The following is an 18,345-nucleotide window of genomic DNA, read 5'->3' on the forward strand; positions in this document are numbered from 1 at the left end:
CGATCAGGAGCTGTCCATGACACGCGTTGCCGATTACCCGATCCATACCCAGTTCACCGAACGCTGGTCGCCGCGCGCCTTTACCGGCGAGAGCATCCCGCAGGAAACCCTGCTGAGCTTTTTCGAAGCCGCACGCTGGGCACCGTCGGCCTACAACTCGCAGCCTTGGCGTTTTCTCTATGCGCGCCGTGACACGCCGGATTGGGAGCGCTTCCTGGGCCTGCTGAATGAATTCAACCGTAGCTGGGCGCAGCATGCGTCGGCGCTGGTGATCATCGCCTCGAAAACCGACTTCATCGCCCCCGGCGCCACGGAAGAAACCCCGGCCCTGTGGCACACCTTCGACACCGGCTCGGCCTGGGGCCACCTGGCGCTGCAAGCCAGCCTCAGCGGCTGGCACACCCACGGCATGGCCGGCTTCGATCAGGAGCTGACGCGCAAGGAGCTGAAGATTCCAGAGGGTTATGCGCTGCATGCCGCCGTTGCGGTGGGCAAGCTGGGCGACAAATCGACCTTGCCGGAGTACCTGCAAGGCCGTGAAGTGCCAAGCCCGCGCAAGCCGCTGAGCGAGTTGGTGTCGGAAGGTGACTTCAGCCTCTGAAACTGACGCACTATTAAAATGTGGGAGCAAGCCCCCTCCCACATTTTCTTCCCGCGTCGGCTCAGTAACCGCGCTCGAAATCCACTTCCCCACGCAGGGCTTGCTTGGCCTTGTACGCACGTAGGTTTTCCAGGAACAACTCCACCATCATCGACGGCGAGGTCGGCGCGGAGCTGTGTCCGGTCAACAACAGGCCCCAGGCGGTCCAGAACGGGTGGCGTTGCGGCAACGGTTCCTGGCGGCACACGTCGATCACCGCGCCGGCCAGGTGCCCTTCTTTCAGGGCTTCGACCAGGTCGGCATCCACCACCGCCACACCGCGCCCAACGTTGATGAACAGGCCGGTCGGCTTGAATTGCTTGAACAGCGCGGCGTCGTACAGATCATGGGTATTCGGTGTGTTGGGCAGCAGGTTGATCACGTAGTCCACCTCCCCCACCAACCGGCCCAGTTGGTCGAGGCCGGCCACTTCGATAAACGGCGCTTGTTCCCGCGCGGTACTGGCAATGCCGTACAGCTTGACGCCAAACGGCACGAGGAACTCTGCCACGCTGCGGCCAATATCGCCGGTGCCCACGATCAACGCCTTGCGCCCTGCCAGGCTCTGGCCGGTGCGGCTGTCCCACTTGCGCTCGACCTGGCTGACCAGCCGCGCGAGTACTTCGCGCTCGTGACCCAGCATGTAGGTGAGGACAAACTCGGCCATGACCTGGCCAAAAATACCGACGGCGCGGGTCAGGCGATAGTCGCGGGGCAAGCCTTCGGCCAGCAGCGGCGTGATGCCGGCCCAGGTCGATTGCAGCCACTGCGGCTGGTGGCCCTGGCGCAGCAGCGTCGCCAACAGGTCCGGCTGGCCCAGCCATATCGGGCAATCGGCGGCCAGGCGTGAGAGCTCGGCCGAGTCGCCGCTGGTGAGCACCTCAAGGTCCGGCGCGGCGTCATTGAGCAATTGGGCGTAGAGCGGGTGATCCTGTTCAGCAATCAGAACACGCATGGTTCAAACCTTTCAAAAACAGTGCAGACGGCCGCCCGCTTCCCTACGGCCACCGCCCACTAATACGATTCCATTGAAACCTGTGCCCCGGGCGGGGCACTGCCCGATCACATCGGGTCGTTGCGACGCAGCAGCTCTTCGGGCAAGTGCTCGATGTACTCGTCCTCGGCCGGCGGCATTTGCAGGTGGTAGCCCTGCTTGTCGAGGTTTTCCAGCACCACGACGATGTCTTCGCGGGACAACTTGCGCTCGGGTGTCAGTACCATGTCGAACGCGTGGTGCGGTTTACCGAAGGCCGCCATCAACGGCTCCGGCACGCGCTCCAGCGCGTCGCTTTTGAGCACGTAGAGGTACATGCCGTCTTTTTTCAAGCTGCGATAGATGGAGCAAATACGTTTCAAGGCTGTTCTCCGGCAGTGGCCAGGCTGTCGAGCAGCGCCTGGCCCATCAACTCGCGGCGCCAGCCACGCAGCGAGTCTGGCAATTTATAAGGCCCATCGGGGTAGCCACTTTTAACCAGGGCTTCGAGGGTTTTCTTGCGCAGCATCAGTTCCGGCGCCATCTCCAGGCGCTCGGCGAACGTCTGGCCCAGGGCACGCAGTTGCTTTATCAGCGTGGCAGCGTCCACCGGCAGCGGTTCAGCCACGGCAGGCGGCCACTGGTCCATAGGCACGCTGCCAGCGCGCCTGATCAGGTCCAGCAGGAACTGGCCATCCTGGCGCACGGTACGCGGGTGCATGTCTTCGATCTTGCCCAGGGCGGCGAGGTTGTCCGGCTGGGATTTGGCCAGGGGCCACAGCGAGTGTTCGCGAATGATGCGGTTGCGCGGCAGGTCGCGGGCGCGGGCCTGCTGCTCGCGCCAGGCGCAGAGTTCACGCAAGACGGCGAGCTGGGCACGGGACAGTTTCCACGCCAGCTTGGCGTCACGGTACACCTCGTACGGGTCGACTTCGCGGCGCAGGTTGGCAACCAGTTCGGCGCCATCTTCCAGGACCCAGGCGTATTTATCGTCCGACAACCGCGGGCGCAGGCGAATGTAGACCTCGGCCAGGTGCACGGCGTCTTCGGCGGCGTAGCTCACCTGGGTCTCGGACAATGGCCGCTGCAGCCAGTCCGAGCGGGTCTCGCCCTTGGGCAGCTCAATATCGAGCACGGCTTGCACCAGGCGCGAGTAGCCCATGGAGAAGCCAAGGTTCAGGTAAGCGGCGGCCAATTGGGTGTCGAACAGCGGCACCGGCAGGCTGCCGGTCAGGCGCAGCAACACCTCAAGGTCTTCGCTGCAGGCGTGCACCACCTTGATCACCGCCGGGTTCTCCAGCAAAGCGGCCAAGGGTTGCCAGTTGTCGATGGTCAGGGGATCGATCAGGTAAGCGCGTACGCCATCACCAATCTGGATCAGCCCGGCAATGGGATAAAAGGTGTCGACCCGCATGAATTCGGTGTCGAGGGCGACGAATGGCAACTGCTGCCATTCGGCGCAATGCTGGCCGAGGCTATCGTTGTCGCAGATCCAGTGAATATCGATGGCCACACGGCTCTCCCTTGAAGAATGGCGCGCAGTATATATCGCGAAAGGGGCTAGCGAGCATCCGCAGTGCACAGGCAACCATGAAAACTCAGACAGGACATGAAGAATAGTCCGACAAGCGGGAGTTATCCTTTCTTACGCAGAACGTAGACCCGCCACAGGCTGGACCCCGGCATGAATTCCTGTTGATTCAAGACCTTGAATCCGGCCTGGCGAAATTCTTCTTCCACGGTGATACGCGACTGCACCGAGACAATCACCGTATCGCGGCTGACCCGATGAAATTCGCGCAGCAAGGCCATGCGCCCTTCGGTGCCGGGCACATGACGAAACAATTCCAGGCAGAAGATGCAGTCCACCGCATTCGCCGACAAGCCGATGGAAAACGCCGAGCCCTGAAAGGTCTTGACGCGCTTGAGCAAGGACGCCGGATGGTGGGTGCGGGCGTGGTCGAGCATGTCCTGGGAGTTGTCCGACGCCAGGATCACCCGGTTGATGTGTTCGGCCAACACCGGCCAGAAGCGTCCCGAGCCGCAGGCCAGGTCCAGGATCAGCCCCGGCTCGCCGGCGACCTTCAGCGCATGGCGCACCAGCCGTGCATCACGCCATGAGGCCAGGCGTTGGCGCACGCCGGGCGGGCGCGTGTCACCGCAGACCCTGGCGTGCTCGCGGTCGCAGCGCTCGGCGTATTCGATCTCGATGGAGGATGGAGGTTGTGGCGACATCGCAGGCTCATGTGACTGAAACGGTAGTGAACGACCTTGATTCGCAGCTTAACCACTGCAACGTGAAAAAAAGGTCGAAGCCCTCACAACCGTAACAGCCATCACGCCTGGTGCAGATACCAACGCCAATCCTGCTCGCCCACCTCGCCCATGAACTGGCGGTATTCAGCCCGTTTCACCGCCAGGTACACGCCCAGGAATTCACTGCCGAACGCCTCCCGCGCCCAGCTGGAAGCTTCCAGCGCGCGCAGGGTGGTGAGCCAATCGGTGGGCAGCAATTCCTTGGCCTGGGCGTAGCCGTTTCCTTCCACCGGGGCGCCGGGATCGCGTTGGTCGCGAATGCCACGATGGATGCCCGCAAGGATCGCGGCAGCTGCCAGGTAAGGGTTGGCGTCGGCGCCGCAGATGCGATGCTCGATATGCCGGGAGTGGGCCGGACCACCCGGCACCCGCAGGCTGACGGTGCGGTTGTCCACGCCCCAGGTGGCGGCCAGCGGCGCATAGCTGTTGGTTTGGAAACGGCGATAGGAGTTGGCGTTGGGGCAGAACATCAGCAGTGAATCGAGCAAAGTACTGAGCATGCCTCCCACTGCGTGGCGCAGCAGGGGCGTGCCGTCGGCGGCCTCACTGGCGAACAGGTTGTTGCCCTCGGCGTCGGCCAGGCTGACGTGCATATGCATGCCGGTGCCCGCCAGGTCGTCGAATGGCTTGGCCATGAAGCACGCGGCCATGCCGTGTTTGTGCGCCACGCCCTTGACCAGGCGCTTGTAGCGCACCGCTTCGTCCATGGCTTGCAGGGCGTCGGCGCGGTGTTCCAGGGTGATCTCCACCTGGCCCGGGGCGTATTCGGAGATCGCCGTGCGCGCCGGAATGCCTTGCAGTTTGCAGGCACTGTATAGGTCGGCGAGGAACGGCTCGATCTGCTCCAGCTCACGCAGGCCGTAGACCTGGGTCGCGCGCGGGCGCCCGCCGTCCACGTCCCGCGCCGGTTGCGGGCGGCCATTGCTGTCGGGTTTCTGGTCGAGCAGGTAGAACTCCAGCTCCGCCGCCATCACCGGGTAATAACCGTCGGCGTTCAGGCCTTCGATTACCTTGGCCAGCAAATGCCGGGGGTCGGCCACGGTGGCGGGCAGGCCTTCGGTGGGGTGCATGCTGACCTGCACCGCAGCGGTCGGGATCAGCCGCCAGGGCATGCGCTGCAAACTGCCGCTGATCGGGTAGGCGCGGCAGTCGATATCACCCACCTCCCACACCAGCCCGGAATTTTCCACATCGTCGCCATTGATGGTCAGGCCCAGGATAGTGCTCGGCAGCGGCCGCCCGCTTTCATATACCGCCAGCAATTCGTCGCGGTGCAGCAACTTGCCGCGCGGCACGCCGTTGTTATCGAGGATAAACAGCTCGAACATCTCGATGTCCGGATGCTGTTCAAGGAAGGCGTGGGCTTCGTGCAGGCTGGCAAAAACACTCATGGGGGTTCTCGTACGTTGGTTTCAGGCAGGCGCACACAAGCGTGCGTCATCCATGGGGTAAATCAGCGTAGGAGAAAGGAATCTGGCGGGCGCGCGTGGCGGCAGTGGAACAGGGCCCAGAAGGCGAGCTCGGACGGCAATGTCGCAGGGTGAGTGTCGGGGGAGCCGTCCATAGGTGGATCACAATGATAGAGATGCGCCCAGCGTCACACGCCCGCATAGGTGTTTAAATTCAGGGTTGGCGGAGTTTGGTTGCAACTTGGCTAAACATTCGCCACACCTTGCTACCTTGGCCCTTGCTGGAAATAATGACCGCCCCCGAGCATGCCCCAAGGACTCGATCGCATGAAAACAACGATAACCCTGTGCGTACTGGCAAGCCTGGCCACATCCGCCCTGGCCGACACCGCGCCCTCACGCCTTGACCAGGTGCTTGAGCGCGGCACCCTCAGCGTATGCACCACCGGCGACTACAAGCCCTACACCTCGTTGCGCGCCGATGGCAGCTATGAAGGCATCGACATCGCCATGGCCGAGTCCCTGGCCAAGAGCCTCAATGCCAGGATCCAATGGGTGCCCACCACCTGGAAAACCCTGATGCCGGACTTCCTCGCCCAGCGCTGCGACATCGCCGTGGGCGGTATTTCGGTGTCCCTGGAGCGCCAGAAAAAAGCCTTCTTCAGCCAGTCCCTCGGGGTCGACGGCAAGATCCCGCTGGTGCGTTGCGCCGACGTCAAGCGCTACCAGACCGTGGAGCAGATCAACCAGCCCCAGGTGCGCGTGATCGAACCGGCGGGCGGCACCAACGAAATCTTTGCCCGCGCCCACCTGGGCCAGGCGCAAATCCGCCTGCACGACAACGTGACCATCTTCGACGAACTGCTGGCCGGCAAGGCTGACGTGATGATCACCGACGCCAGCGAGGCGCGGTACCAGCAGAAACTCAAGCCGGGGCTGTGTGCGGTCAACCCGGAGCGGCAGATGCAGTACAGCGAAAAAGCCTTTTTGCTGCCCCGCGATGATGTGGCGTGGAAGAGCTATGTCGACCAGTGGTTGCACCTGAGCGTAGCCACCGGCGTCTACGACGGCATCGTCAACCAATGGTTGGCGGCGCCCTGAGCCAGAGCCGTCTACGCTGTGGTCACATCAATAAGAACGAGGGACGGGACATGAAGGGACTGCTCCGCGCCACCTGGCTGCTGCTGTTGTGTTTCAGCCAGGTGCACGCCGACACGCCGGGTGAGGACGCCCAGGCCGCCAAGGCCTTGCTGGGAAAAGCCCTGGCCTACTACCAGACCAACGGTGACAAGGCCTTCGCGGCGTTCAGCCGACAGGGTGAGTTCATCGATCACGACCGCTATGTGTTCGTGGTCGATACCCAGGGCGTGCTGCTGGCCAGTGGCGGCCCCTCCTCCGCCTTGATCGGTCGCGATGTGTCCGAAGTGCTGGGACCGGACTTGCGCCAGTCATTCAAGGACGCGCTCCAGGTGCCGGAAAGCCAGGGTATCCAGCAGGCCGACTACCGTTGGCAGAACTGGAACGACGGCAAGGTCGAGCACAAGCATGTGTTTTACCAGCGCGTCGGCGAGCGCATCCTGGCCGTGGGTTACTACCTGCCGCGCGCCACACCCGAACAGGCCCGCGCCCTGCGCAACAATGCGGTGAACGCGCTGGAGAAGGATGAAGCCGGCACGCTCAAGGCCATCAACTCATTGCAGGGCGGCTTCCTGCAGGATGACCTCTATGTGTTTGTGGTGGACCTGAACACCCGACGCTACGTGGCCCACGGCACCAACCTGCGGCTGATCAACACCGACTTCAGCAAGATCAAGGACCCCGACGGCAAGCCGGTGGGCAAGCCGATCCTCAAGCTGATGGCCGAGCAGGACCAGGGGGAATACAAGTACCGCTGGAAAAACCCGGTGACGGGCAAGGTCGAGAACAAACACGCTTATGTGCGCAAGGTCGGGCACTTCATGGTTGCGGTGGGTTACTACAGCCCCTGATCTGAACTGGAATGCATTCAACTGTGGGAGGGGGCAAGCCCCCTCCCACACTAGGTCTCTATTGTGTCAGTCAGCGGATTTTGTCTTCCCGCCCGCGCAGCACGCGATTGGGCATCGCGATCGCCGCCGCCAACCCCAACAGTGACACCCCCGCACTCACCAGCAGCAAATGCCGGAACGTCACCCCCAATTCCCCGCGCAGGGCCTCCTGCGCCGGGCCTGGCGCGGCGTTCAGGCCGTCGAGCAGCACGTTGCCGGAACTGCCCTCCGCCACCAGCGCACCGCTGGCCAGGTGGGCGAAGCTGGAGTCCTGCAACAACGCCAGCAGCAACGCCGACATGCACGCCACCCCCACCGCGCCGCCAAGGGAGCGGAACAGGTTGGTGGTGCTGGTGGCGACGCCGATGTCCCGTTGATCTACAGAGTTTTGCGACCCCACCAGGGAGGTGGGGAACTGCATGCCCGCGGCGATGCCGCACAGCAACATGAACACGCCGGTCAGCAGCACGTCCTGGGGCGCACTGTAGGCCATGCCCAGGATCGCCAGCGGGCTCAACAGCGCGCCGCTGAGGATCATCGGTTTGTAGCGCCCGGTCACCGAGGTCATGCGCCCGGCGCAATAGGCGCCGATGGGCAGGCCGATCGCCAGGGGCAGCAAATGCAAGGCCGCGCTGTCGGCACCACCTCCGGTCACTGTTTGAAAGCGCAGGGGCATCAGCACTGTCAGGGAAATCGCCTGGAAGCTGGTGAAGAAAATCGTGCACCAGCACAGCACCGCACTGCGGTTGGCAAACAGGTGCATCGGCAGCAAGGGCTCGCGGGCGCGGCGCTCGTGCCAGACAAACAGGGTCAATGCCACCAGCGCACAGGCCAACAACCCCAGCACCTGGCGGTCACGCCAATGATGGCCCTGGCCGATTTCGGTGATGCCCAATAGCAAGGCGGTGAGGCCGATGATCATCAGCACGGTGCCGAGGTAATCGATGACCGGCTTGCGTTGCGGCGCCGGCAGCCCCACCAGGGTGCGATGGGCCACGTACCAGGCACCCGCCCCCAACGGCAGGTTGATCAGGAACACCCAACGCCAGGATAAGTACTCGGTCATGTAGCCGCCCAACACCGGCCCGGCCACGCTGGCCACTGCGTACATGCTGCTGAAATAGCCCTGATAGCGCCCGCGCTCACGGGGCGGAATGATGTCGCCGATGATCGCCTGGCTCACCGAGATCATCCCCCCCGCGCCGATGCCCTGCAGCACCCGCGCCAGCACCAGTTGCTCCATGCTCTGGGCCATGCCGCAGAACAACGAAGCGACGGTAAACAGGCCCATGCCGACCAGCATCATCGGCCGCCGCCCGTAGAGGTCGCCGAGCTTGCCGTAGATCGGCACTGCCACCGTCATCGCCACCATATAGCCGGAGATCACCCAGGCCAGCAGGTTGACGTCGTGGAATTGCGCGGAGATGGCGGGCATGGACACGGCGACGATGGTTTGGTCCAGGGCACCGAGGAAGATCGCCATCATCAACGAGGCGAGAATACTGCGCACCGCGGGAAGCGGTGGCGCGGGCTGATTGAGCTGAGTCACGGCAGAACCTTCGAGCAGGGCCCGCGGGAAAAGGCGGCCCGCGGGAATGCTCGATACGATAGCAGGCTATTCGATAGGCTCGTAAGGAAGTCCGACGTAATTTTCCGCAATGGTCTTGCGTCCGGCTTCGGAGTGAATGAAGTACTCCAGCTCGCTCTGGGCGATACGCTGGCTGAATCCGTCGGACTCAGGGAATTGATGCAACATCGAGGTCATCCACCACGAAAACCGCTCGGCCTTCCACACCCGACGCAGGCAGATGGCGGAATAACGTTCCAGCAAGTCCACCCGTCCCTCGCCATACACCTTGAGCAAAATCCGGAACAACGTGCTCACGTCGCTGGCCGCCAGGTTCAAGCCCTTGGCCCCGGTGGGTGGCACGATATGGGCCGCATCGCCGAGCAGGAACAGGCGCCCGTACTGCATCGGTTCCACCACAAAACTGCGCAGTGGCGCGATGCTTTTTTCGATGGATGGGCCGGTGACCAGCTGTTCAGCCAAGGCGTTGGGCAGGCGGGTTTTCAGTTCCGCCCAGAAGCGTTCGTCCGACCATTCGCCCACCGGCTCCTCGGCCGGTACTTGCAGGTAATAGCGGCTGCGCGTCGGTGAACGCATGCTGCACAGCGCAAAGCCTCGGTCGTGCTTGGCGTACACCAGTTCCGCGTGCACCGGCGGGGTGTCGGCGAGGATGCCCAGCCAGCCGAAGGGGTAGACCCGCTCGAACACCTTCAGCGATTCAGCCGGGATCGACTGGCGCGCCACACCGTGGAACCCATCACAGCCGGCGATGTAGTCGCACTCCAGGCGAAACGCTTCGCCCTGATGCTCGAACGTCAGCCAGGGTCGATCACTTTTAAGATCATGGGGCTGCACGTCGCGCGCTTCATACAGGGTGGTGGCGCCAGCGGCGGCGCGGGCGGCCATCAGGTCGCGGGTGACTTCGGTCTGGCCGTAGACCATCACGGACTGGCCGCCCGTCAGCGCCTTCAAATCGATGTGGGTCAGTTGACCGTCCAGCGCCAGCTCGAAGCCATCATGCACCAGGCCTTCGGCATCCATCCGCTCGCTGACGCCCGCCTCGCGCAGCAGGTTGACCATGCCCTGTTCCAGCACCCCGGCGCGGATGCGGCCTTGCACGTAGTCGGCACTCTGGCGCTCCAGGATGAGGGTCTGGATACCGGCGTTGTGCAACAGTTGGCCAAGCAACAGCCCGGAGGGACCGGCGCCGATGATGGCGACTTGGGTTTTCAGCGTTTTCATTATTTTTATCGCCCGCAAATTCCACACGAACGGATCGAGTGAAAGAGTTGTCATTGATCTGGTAGCTGACAGTTTTCACTTGAGTGCGCAGTATAAGAAGGTGAAAACTGCGATAAAACCTGCGCTTTTTGCCAATTCGGGCGATTACCGCACCACTGTCCTGAGTATCGGATTGAAACCATGACCAACACCGCGATTCCGGTCTTCAAGCTTTACGGAGAAAGCCAGCAATGGCCGACCCCCGATTTGTTGCACTGCGAAACCATTTCCCGCCGCAGTCGGGAATACCAGTGGGAAATCCAGCCCCACCGGCACGCGGATCTGTGCCAGCTGCTGTATGTGCACAAAGGCCAGGCCGAGTTAGAAATCGAAGGTCAGCGCACCACGCTCAACGAAGCCACACTGCAGGTCTTGCCGCCGTTGTGCGTGCATGGGTTTCGCTTTGCCGAAGATGTCGAAGGCTATGTGGTCACCCTCGCGGCTCCGCTGGTCAGCCACTTGCAAGCCCAACTGGGCGCAACGGCAGGCGGTTTGCAGACCCTGGGCAGCTACCCGGCGGGCCAGGACAGTGACTACCTCAACAGCCAGTTCGCCCGCCTGCAGGACGAATACGCCGACGACCAACCGGCCCGGGACATGTTGATGCACGCGCTGGTCAGTGTGCTGCTGGTGTGGATCAGCCGCCAGGCCATCCAGCGCCGCCACCCGCGCGCGCCAAGGGGCCGCGAGTACTTCCGGCGCTTTACGCAATTGGTTGAACAGCACTATCGGGAACATCCGAAGATTGAGGATCTGGCCCACAAGCTGGGTATCTCGGTCTCACACCTGAATGGGACGTGTCGGGAACTGGGCGGGCAGCCTGCCTTGCAGATCATGCATGACCGCCAATTACTCGAAGCCAAGCGCCTGCTGACCTACACCAGCATGACCATCAACGAAATGTCGGAAGTACTGGGTTTTTCCGACCCGACCAACTTCTCTCGGCTGTTCCGCCGACGGGTCGGGTTCTCACCCAAGGCGTTTCGCGAGCAACTCAAAGCCGAACAGCCGCTTACCTGAGTGCACTGAAACTACCGGTATGGGGAACGCAATGATCCTGATGACAGCTGATCGCCAAGGTCGGCTGCATACGGGTCTGTTCCACGCGGTAGGCGGCAGTTCCGTACAGTGCGCTGGCCAGGGCGCAGAGGGTGAAAATCATCAGGTATTTTCTGGTTTTGATGCTCATGGCACAGACCTCTGAACGGATCTACAGGGTGCTGTTTAAAGCATAGGCCAAGCAGGGCGAGTTGCCATTATTGGACGACATTCAACAGGGTTATGTCGCCTTAGAGACCAATATCCCACAATGGCTCCTCGGGGAACCTCACCACCAGGAAATCCAGCAGGCTGCGCAGCGCCGAAGGCATGTGCTTGCGCGATGCATAGACCGCGTAGATGTTCATCTGCCGGGGTTCGGCCTCGGGCAGCAGACGTACCAGTTCACCACGGCGGATGTGCTCGCCGGCCTGGTAGCTGGGCAACATCGCCACCCCGCCCCCAGCCAGCGCCACGCGTAACAACGTACTGGCTTCGTTAGCGGTGATATTGCCGTGCACCGGCACCGACACGTGCTCGCCGTGCTCTTCGAAATGCCACAGGCTTTTGCCGAAGTACGAGTGGGTCAGGCAGTTGTGCCGGGCCAGGTCTTCGACTTTCTGCGGCGCCGGGTGCTCCAATAGGTACGCCGGGGTTGCGCACACCACCGAGCGACAGACCGTCAGGCGCCGGGCGATCAGGTTCGGGTCCAGGTCGTTACTGGTACGGATGGCCAGGTCGATGCGCTCATCCACCAGGTTCACCGTGCGGTCGAGCATTTGCAGGTCAATGGTCACCAAGGGGTAGCGCTTGACGTACTCGGCGATGGCCTCGGCCAATTGCGCCTGGCCGAACGAGGTGCTGACACTCAGGCGCAACAGGCCACGGGGCGCATTATCAGGCTCACTGACGGCGGCCTGCATATCGCCGCACAATTCCAGGAGTTGCCGACAGCGTGGCAAGGTTTCGCCACCGGCCGCCGTAAGGCTGAGTTTGCGCGTGGTGCGGTGCAACAGGCGCGCGCCGACCCAGTCTTCCAACTCGGCCAGGTAACGCGACACCACCGGGCGCGACAGGTCCAAATGGTCGGCAGCAGCGGACTGGCTGCCCAGGTCCACCACCGTGACAAATACGCGCATTGCTTGAAGACGATCCATGATTTGCCCGATTTCAGAAACAAACTATGTCCCAGCATCGCATTTTTAGTTCGGTTTAGTGCAACTAAGCTCTGTGCATCCTTTGAATCGACTGCTGGAGCTGCCCGATGTTCTCAACCCTCAAGCGCTTGACCTTCACCGCTGCCGTGGCGTTTGCCGGCCATGCAGCGGCGGCCGACCTGACCCTTGATGTCTACAACCCAGGCGAGGCGGCAATCTTCCCGGTCAGCTCGGTGCTGGTCAGCGGCGCCAAAGACGCGATCCTGGTGGATGCGCAATTCGGCAAGGGCCAGGCCGAGCAACTGGTGCAGAAGATTCGCGCCAGCGGCAAACACCTGACCACCATCTACATCAGCCACGGCGACCCGGATTACTACTTCGGCCTCGACACCCTGACAGCCGCGTTCCCCGACGCCAAGGTGCTGGCGCCGCAACCGGTGGTCGACCATATCAACGCCACCGTGGCCGGTAAACTGGAGTTCTGGGGCCCGAAAATGGGTGCCGACAAACCGGGCAAAACCCTCGTGCCCCAAGTGCTGCAAGGCCACAGCCTAACCCTTGAAGGGCAGCAACTGGAGGTGATCGGCCTGGACGGCCCGCAACCGGACCGCAGCTTCGTGTGGATCCCGTCGATCAAGGCCGTGGTCGGGGGCGTGGTGGTCGCGCAAAACATTCACCTGTGGATGGCCGACACCCAAAGCGCGCAATCCCATAAAGACTGGCTTGCGACCCTGCAACGCATCGAACAGCTGCAGCCACGCACAGTGATTCCGGGCCACTACCTGGGCACGCCATCGCCGAAATCGGTGGCCTTTACTGCCGATTACATCAAGGCCTTCGACGTAGAAACCGCCAAGGCCAAGGACGCCGCCGCCCTGATCGCGGCCATGAAAAAACGTTACCCCTCCCTCGCCGACGAAAGCTCGCTGGAACTGAGCGCCAAAGTCGCCAAGGGCGAAATGAAGTGGTGAATGGCTTTAAACCCTAACCGTACTGGAGAACGTCATGAGCAAGATCGCAATCATTGGGGCCACCGGCCGTGCCGGCAGCCAACTGCTGGAAGAAGCACTGCGTCGCGGGCATAGCGTGGTGGCTATCGCGCGTAACACCGACAAGCTGGCTGTACGCCCCGGCGTCACCGTCAAGCAGGTTGATGCACTGGATGCCAATGCCCTGGAACAAGCCATCAGCGGCAGCGATGTGGTGATCAGTGCGGCACATTTCGCCACCCTGCCCGCCAGCGCCGTGATCGGCCCGGTGAAACAAGCCGGGGTGAAACGTCTGCTGGTGGTGGGCGGCGCCGGTTCGTTGCTGCTGCCCGGTGGCGGACGTGTGATCGACAGCGAGGGCTTCCCGGCTGAATACAAAACCGAAGCCAGTGCAGGGGCCGCGTTTCTCGACGTGCTGCGCCAGGAAAAGGACTTGGATTGGACGTTCCTGTCGCCATCGGCCTTGTTCGATGGCACCGAGCGCACCGGTAAATTCCGCCTGGGCCAGGATGACTTGCTGGTGAGCAGTGACGGTACCAGCTCGATCACCTTTGCCGACTACGCCATCGCCATGATCGACGAAGTGGAAGCACCGAAGCACTCGCGCCAGCGCTTTACCGTCGGCTACTGACCCAACGCGGTCAAGAACTGTGGGAGGGGGCTTGCTCCCGATAGCGGTGGTTCAGTTGGAGCCTCTTTGACTGACACACCGCTATCGGGAGCAAGCCCCCTCCCACATTTGGATCTTCAGCGCCTACGACTGTTGCGCCTGGCTCACTAACCAATCCATCAGTGCTTCAAGCCCTGCCGACGGCACCGTCCCCGGCGGATACACCAGGTAATACCCCTTCCCCGTCGGCACCCGCAGTTCAAACGGCATCACCAACCGCCCCGCCTTCAGGTCCTCGCCCATCAACGCACTGTCGCCCATCGCCACCCCGGAGCCCTGGGAGGCCACGTTCATTGCCAAATCCAACGTCTCGAAATGATGCCCCTGGCTCAAGTTGCTCAACCGCGTATCCGCCGCCTTGAGCCACCGCGCCCAATCGCGCTCGTCCCGCGTGGGGTGCAGCAGCACCTGTTGCTGCAGGTCCGCCGGGGTGTGCAAACCGGCAAGCAGCGCCGGTGCGCAGACCGGGGTGAGTTGTTCGTCGAACAAGTGCCGCGCCTCGGCCGACTGCTCGGCGATGGGCGCATAGATCACCGCCGCATCGAATTGCTCGCGACGAAAATCCACGCTGTAGGCCACGGTGGTGGTGAGTTCCACCGGCACATCCGGGCGTTCCTTTTGCCACTGCATCAAGCGCGGCAACAACCAGCGCATCACACAGGTGGACGCCTTGATTTGCAGGGTATGGCGACGATTGCCGATCTGCTCCACCGCGTCACCGAGCAGGCCGAACACCTGCTGCACCCGTTGCGACCACTCGCGACCTTCTTCGGTCAGGCTCAACCCCCGTGCCTGGCGCTGGAACAAGGCGTAGCCCAAATGGCTCTCCAGCCCGGCGATCTGCCGGCTCACCGCGCCTTGGGTGATGTGCAGTTGCTCGGCGGCGCGGGTGAAGTTGCAGCACTGGGCCGTGACCCAGAAGGTATGCAACGCGGGCAGTGGCGGAAGGCGTTTCATAAGGGCGCAGCCATGACGTGAGGACATGGCTAGTATGACTTTTTATCGATTGTTGCCGCTACGGGCCAGCCGTTCCAATACCGCCACGAATCCATAACAAGAGCGACACCTATGGCGACCTGCGGCGAAGTATTGGTCAACCTCCTGGAAAGCTACGGCGTGGACCAGGTGTTTGGTATCCCCGGCGTGCACACCGTAGAGCTGTATCGCGGCCTGGCCCGCTCGAGCATCCGCCACGTCACCCCGCGCCACGAACAGGGCGCCGGTTTTATGGCCGACGGCTACGCGCGCACGAGTGGCAAGCCGGGCGTGTGTTTCATCATCACCGGCCCGGGCATGACCAATATCACCACGGCCATGGGCCAGGCCTATGCCGACTCGATCCCGATGCTGGTGATTTCCAGCGTGCAATCGCGCAGCCAGTTGGGCGGTGGGCGCGGCAAGCTGCATGAGCTGCCGAACCAGGGCGCGATGATCGCCGGCGTGGCGGCGTTCTCCCATACATTGATGTCGGCAGCGGAGTTGCCTGCCCTGCTGGCGCGGGCGTTTGCGTTGTTCCAGGCCGGCAGGCCGCGCCCGGTGCATATCGAGATTCCGTTGGATGTGCTGGTGGAAAACGCCGATGCGCTGCTGGGCAGTCAACCGGTCAGCGTCGCCCGTGCCGGTGCGGCACCGTCGGCGGTCAAGCAGATGAGCCAGTTGCTCGCCGCCGCGAAACGCCCGCTGATCCTGGCCGGTGGCGGCGCGATTGAGGCGGCCGCCGAAGTGACCCGCCTGGCCGAAACCCTCGGCGCGCCGGTGGCCCTGACTATCAACGCCAAGGGCATGCTGCCTTCCAATCACCCGCTGCTGATCGGCTCGACCCAGTCCCTGGTCGCTACCCGCGCGCTGGTGGCCGAGGCCGATGTGGTGCTGGCCATCGGCACCGAGCTGGCCGAGACCGACTACGACGTGACCTTCGCCGGTGGCTTCGAGATACCCGGCGCGCTGCTGCGCATCGATATCGACCCCGACCAGACCGTGCGCAACTACCCGCCGCACCTCGCACTGGTGGCCGATGCGCAGATCGCCGCCGATGCCTTGCTGACGGAATTGAACCGCACGCCGCTGGGCCCTCGCCACACCGACTGGGGCGCTCAGCGCGTCGCCCGGTTGTGGGCCGAACTGGCCGCCACTTGGGACGCCGCCACCCGCGCGCAAACCCTGTTCCTCAATACGGTGCTGGAGGCTCTGCCGGGCGCCGTGCTGGTGGGCGATTCGACCCAACCGGTGTACAGCGGCAACCTGACCCTGAACCTCGACCATCCGCGCCGCTGGTTCAATTCCTCCACCGGCTACGGCACCTTGGGCTACGCCCTGCCCGCCGCCATCGGCGCCTGGTTGGGCCGTGGCGATGGGCAGCCGGTGGTGTGTTTGATCGGCGACGGCGGGCTGCAATTCACCCTGCCGGAACTGGCCAGCGCGGTGGAAGCGCGCACGCCGATCATCGTGCTGCTGTGGAATAACCAGGGGTATGAAGAGATCAAGAAATACATGCTCAACCGCGCCATCGAACCGGTCGGCGTGGACATCTACACCCCGGACTTTATCGGCGTGGCCAAGGCCCTCGGCAGTGCTGCCGACAGCGCTCACAGCGTTGCACAGCTACGCAGCGCCTTGCACGCCGCCGCTGATCGCCAGGGGCCGACGCTGATTGAGATCGACCAGAACCTATGGATGCAGGAGGTAGCGGTATGAGCGCAGTATTGAACGGTGTGTATATCGACGGCACATGGCGCGCAGGCCATGAAGTGCTGGAGGTGATCAACCCGGCCACCGAGGCGACTCTGGCGCACATCAGCGTCGGCGATGCGCAGGCCGTGACCCAAGCCGTCGATGCGGCCAGCGCGGCCTTTGTCGATTGGTCTAAAAGTACCGGCCGTGATCGCGCCAGCCTGCTGCGCAAAATTGCCCAAGGCGTCAGCGCGCAGCGCGAACAGCTGATGCACGTGCAGTCGAGCAACAACGGCAAGCCACTGTTTGAAGCGGGCATTGATGTGGACGACGTGATCGCCACGTTCGAATACTACGCCGGCATCGCCGACGCCATGGACGCCGGCCAGGACCTCCCGGTGGCGCTGCCCAGCGATGACTTCAGCGCGCGCCTGCGCCGTGAGCCGTGCGGCGTGGTGGGGCTGATCGTGCCGTGGAATTTCCCGATGGTCACCACCGCATGGAAACTCGCCCCGGCCCTCGCTGCCGGTTGCTGCGTGGTGCTCAAACCGTCGGAAGTCACGCCGCTGGCGGAGTTACAGTTGGCGCAAATCATCGCTGACGCGGGCTGCCCGGCGGGGGTGTTCAACTTGGTGTGCGGCACCGGCTTGGCCGTTGGCGCACCGCTGGCGGCAGACCGTCGCGTGGCGAAGATTTCCTTCACCGGCAGCAACGCCGTGGGCGTACAGGTGATGCAACGCGCAGCGGAAACCATCAAGGGCGTAAGCCTGGAATTGGGTGGTAAATCTTCGCTGCTGATACTGGCGGATGCCGACCTCGACCTGGCGGTGGATCTGGCGTGTGGCGGTGGTTTTTTCAACGCCGGGCAAATGTGTTCCGCCACCAGCCGCGTGCTGGTGGCCGATAACCTGGCGGATGAATTCCTGCAGCGCTTGCAGGCACGGGTTGAAGGGATTCGCGTCGCCGACCCGTTTGCCGACGACGTGGAGATGGGCGCGCTGATCAACCGCGTGCAGTATCAGCGAGTGCTGGGGCATATCCAACGGGGCGTCGAGGCTGGCGCGCGATTGTTGTGTGGCGGTGAACGCCCGGCGAACCTGGCGAAGGGCTACTTCATTCGCCCGACGGTGTTTACCGACGTGCCATTGGACAGTGCATTGTGGAACGAAGAAATCTTCGGCCCGGTGCTGTGTGTACGACCTTTTGCCACTGAGCAAGAGGCCATTGCCCTGGCCAACGACAGCGAGTTCGGCCTGGTGGCAAGCGTGATCAGTCGCAGCGTCGAGACCACCGAGCGCGTGGCGAATGCCTTGCAGGCCGGGTTGGTGTGGATCAACGCACCGCAGGTGATCTTCCCGCAGACCGCATGGGGTGGTTACAAGCAGAGCAGCATCGGCCGTGAGCTGGGGCCGTGGGGGCTGGCGGCGTTTCAGGAGATCAAGCATGTGATCCGGTCTATCTGACGGTGCAGCCTCCCTGTGGAATGTGGACCAATGTGGGAGGGGGCTCCCGATAGCGCTGATTCAGTTGGAACATCTTTGACTGACACACCGCTATCGGAAGCAAGCCCCCTCTCACATTTTGATTTGCGGTGTTTCAGTTAACTGC

At 63.0% G+C, this 18,345-nt stretch carries 18 protein-coding genes; 8 read left to right on the forward strand and 10 right to left on the reverse strand.

What is annotated here, in order from left to right; genetic code table 11:
* Positions 1-16 precede the first annotated feature (16 nt).
* The gene (locus HDC32_RS12625) at positions 17-601 is read left to right on the forward strand and encodes a nitroreductase family protein (RefSeq protein ID WP_131698915.1); all 585 of its coding nucleotides are present in this window, start codon (positions 17-19) and stop codon (positions 599-601) included.
* A gap of 61 nt (positions 602-662) precedes the next feature.
* Here HDC32_RS12625 and HDC32_RS12630 read toward each other — a convergent pair whose 3' ends face one another.
* The 5 genes from HDC32_RS12630 to HDC32_RS12650 all read right to left on the reverse strand — a co-directional run bounded on the left by HDC32_RS12630 (position 663) and on the right by HDC32_RS12650 (position 5,320).
* Entirely contained in the window at positions 663-1,595 is a 933-nt protein-coding gene (locus HDC32_RS12630) for a D-2-hydroxyacid dehydrogenase (RefSeq protein WP_145334871.1), read from the reverse strand.
* Between the two features lie 107 nt (positions 1,596-1,702).
* Positions 1,703-1,996 (reverse strand): YcgL domain-containing protein, encoded by a 294-nt coding sequence (locus tag HDC32_RS12635; RefSeq protein ID WP_065938924.1) that lies wholly within the window; start codon positions 1,994-1,996, stop codon positions 1,703-1,705.
* On the reverse strand, positions 1,993-3,126 hold the full coding sequence (gene rnd / locus HDC32_RS12640; RefSeq protein ID WP_184744261.1) for a ribonuclease D: 1,134 nt from the start codon (positions 3,124-3,126) through the stop codon (positions 1,993-1,995). Before rnd ends, HDC32_RS12635 begins: the two co-directional genes overlap by 4 nt.
* 122 nt (positions 3,127-3,248) lie before the next feature.
* Positions 3,249-3,848, reverse strand: coding sequence for a class I SAM-dependent methyltransferase (locus HDC32_RS12645; RefSeq protein ID WP_131698912.1), 600 nt, complete (start codon positions 3,846-3,848; stop codon positions 3,249-3,251).
* Between the two features lie 101 nt (positions 3,849-3,949).
* Positions 3,950-5,320, reverse strand: a complete 1,371-nt coding sequence (locus HDC32_RS12650) for a glutamine synthetase family protein (protein WP_184744263.1) — start codon at positions 5,318-5,320, stop codon at positions 3,950-3,952.
* Between the two features lie 345 nt (positions 5,321-5,665).
* Between HDC32_RS12650 and HDC32_RS12655 the strand changes: the two genes are divergently transcribed.
* Together HDC32_RS12655 and HDC32_RS12660 are read left to right on the forward strand one after the other, a co-directional pair.
* Positions 5,666-6,439: a transporter substrate-binding domain-containing protein gene (locus HDC32_RS12655; RefSeq protein WP_145334875.1), complete on the forward strand. Its 774-nt coding sequence runs from the start codon at positions 5,666-5,668 to the stop codon at positions 6,437-6,439.
* Between the two features lie 50 nt (positions 6,440-6,489).
* Positions 6,490-7,326, forward strand: a complete 837-nt coding sequence (locus HDC32_RS12660) for a cache domain-containing protein (RefSeq protein WP_184744265.1) — start codon at positions 6,490-6,492, stop codon at positions 7,324-7,326.
* A gap of 70 nt (positions 7,327-7,396) precedes the next feature.
* On the opposite strand, the gene HDC32_RS12665 is transcribed toward HDC32_RS12660, so the two are convergent.
* Together HDC32_RS12665 and pobA are read right to left on the reverse strand one after the other, a co-directional pair.
* Complete coding sequence (locus tag HDC32_RS12665) at positions 7,397-8,914, reverse strand: MDR family MFS transporter (protein WP_184744267.1); 1,518 nt, start codon at positions 8,912-8,914, stop codon at positions 7,397-7,399.
* A gap of 66 nt (positions 8,915-8,980) precedes the next feature.
* Positions 8,981-10,165 carry a 4-hydroxybenzoate 3-monooxygenase gene (gene pobA / locus HDC32_RS12670; protein ID WP_178116724.1) on the reverse strand — a complete coding sequence of 395 codons (1,185 nt, stop codon included), beginning with the start codon at positions 10,163-10,165 and terminating at the stop codon, positions 8,981-8,983.
* A 189-nt stretch (positions 10,166-10,354) separates the two neighbouring features.
* Between pobA and HDC32_RS12675 the strand changes: the two genes are divergently transcribed.
* Positions 10,355-11,233 (forward strand): helix-turn-helix domain-containing protein, encoded by an 879-nt coding sequence (locus HDC32_RS12675; protein WP_131698906.1) that lies wholly within the window; start codon positions 10,355-10,357, stop codon positions 11,231-11,233.
* Here HDC32_RS12675 and HDC32_RS12680 read toward each other — a convergent pair.
* Positions 11,226-11,402 (reverse strand): hypothetical protein, encoded by a 177-nt coding sequence (locus HDC32_RS12680; protein ID WP_184744269.1) that lies wholly within the window; start codon positions 11,400-11,402, stop codon positions 11,226-11,228. The two genes, HDC32_RS12675 and HDC32_RS12680, sit on opposite strands and share 8 nt — an antisense overlap.
* Before the next feature lie 100 nt (positions 11,403-11,502).
* The gene (locus tag HDC32_RS12685; protein ID WP_167656096.1) at positions 11,503-12,408 is read right to left on the reverse strand and encodes a LysR family transcriptional regulator; all 906 of its coding nucleotides are present in this window, start codon (positions 12,406-12,408) and stop codon (positions 11,503-11,505) included.
* Positions 12,409-12,515: 107 nt separating this feature from the next.
* Between HDC32_RS12685 and HDC32_RS12690 the strand changes: the two genes are divergently transcribed.
* Together HDC32_RS12690 and HDC32_RS12695 are read left to right on the forward strand one after the other, a co-directional pair.
* Positions 12,516-13,379, forward strand: a complete 864-nt coding sequence (locus HDC32_RS12690) for an MBL fold metallo-hydrolase (protein ID WP_167656095.1) — start codon at positions 12,516-12,518, stop codon at positions 13,377-13,379.
* Positions 13,380-13,413: 34 nt separating this feature from the next.
* Complete coding sequence (locus HDC32_RS12695) at positions 13,414-14,028, forward strand: NAD(P)-dependent oxidoreductase (RefSeq protein WP_167656094.1); 615 nt, start codon at positions 13,414-13,416, stop codon at positions 14,026-14,028.
* Between the two features lie 123 nt (positions 14,029-14,151).
* Here the strand turns inward: HDC32_RS12695 and HDC32_RS12700 are convergent, their stop codons facing one another.
* Positions 14,152-15,024, reverse strand: a complete 873-nt coding sequence (locus HDC32_RS12700) for a LysR substrate-binding domain-containing protein (RefSeq protein WP_131698902.1) — start codon at positions 15,022-15,024, stop codon at positions 14,152-14,154.
* 111 nt (positions 15,025-15,135) lie between these two features.
* Between HDC32_RS12700 and HDC32_RS12705 the strand changes: the two genes are divergently transcribed.
* Both HDC32_RS12705 and HDC32_RS12710 read left to right on the forward strand, forming a co-directional pair.
* Complete coding sequence (locus HDC32_RS12705) at positions 15,136-16,761, forward strand: 5-guanidino-2-oxopentanoate decarboxylase (RefSeq protein ID WP_184744271.1); 1,626 nt, start codon at positions 15,136-15,138, stop codon at positions 16,759-16,761.
* The gene (locus HDC32_RS12710) at positions 16,758-18,200 is read left to right on the forward strand and encodes an aldehyde dehydrogenase family protein (RefSeq protein WP_184744273.1); all 1,443 of its coding nucleotides are present in this window, start codon (positions 16,758-16,760) and stop codon (positions 18,198-18,200) included. Before HDC32_RS12705 ends, HDC32_RS12710 begins: the two co-directional genes overlap by 4 nt.
* Positions 18,201-18,345: the final 145 nt, after the last annotated feature.

This window comes from Pseudomonas sp. JAI120, from assembly GCF_014207255.1.
Classification (GTDB): Bacteria; Pseudomonadota; Gammaproteobacteria; order Pseudomonadales; family Pseudomonadaceae; genus Aquipseudomonas.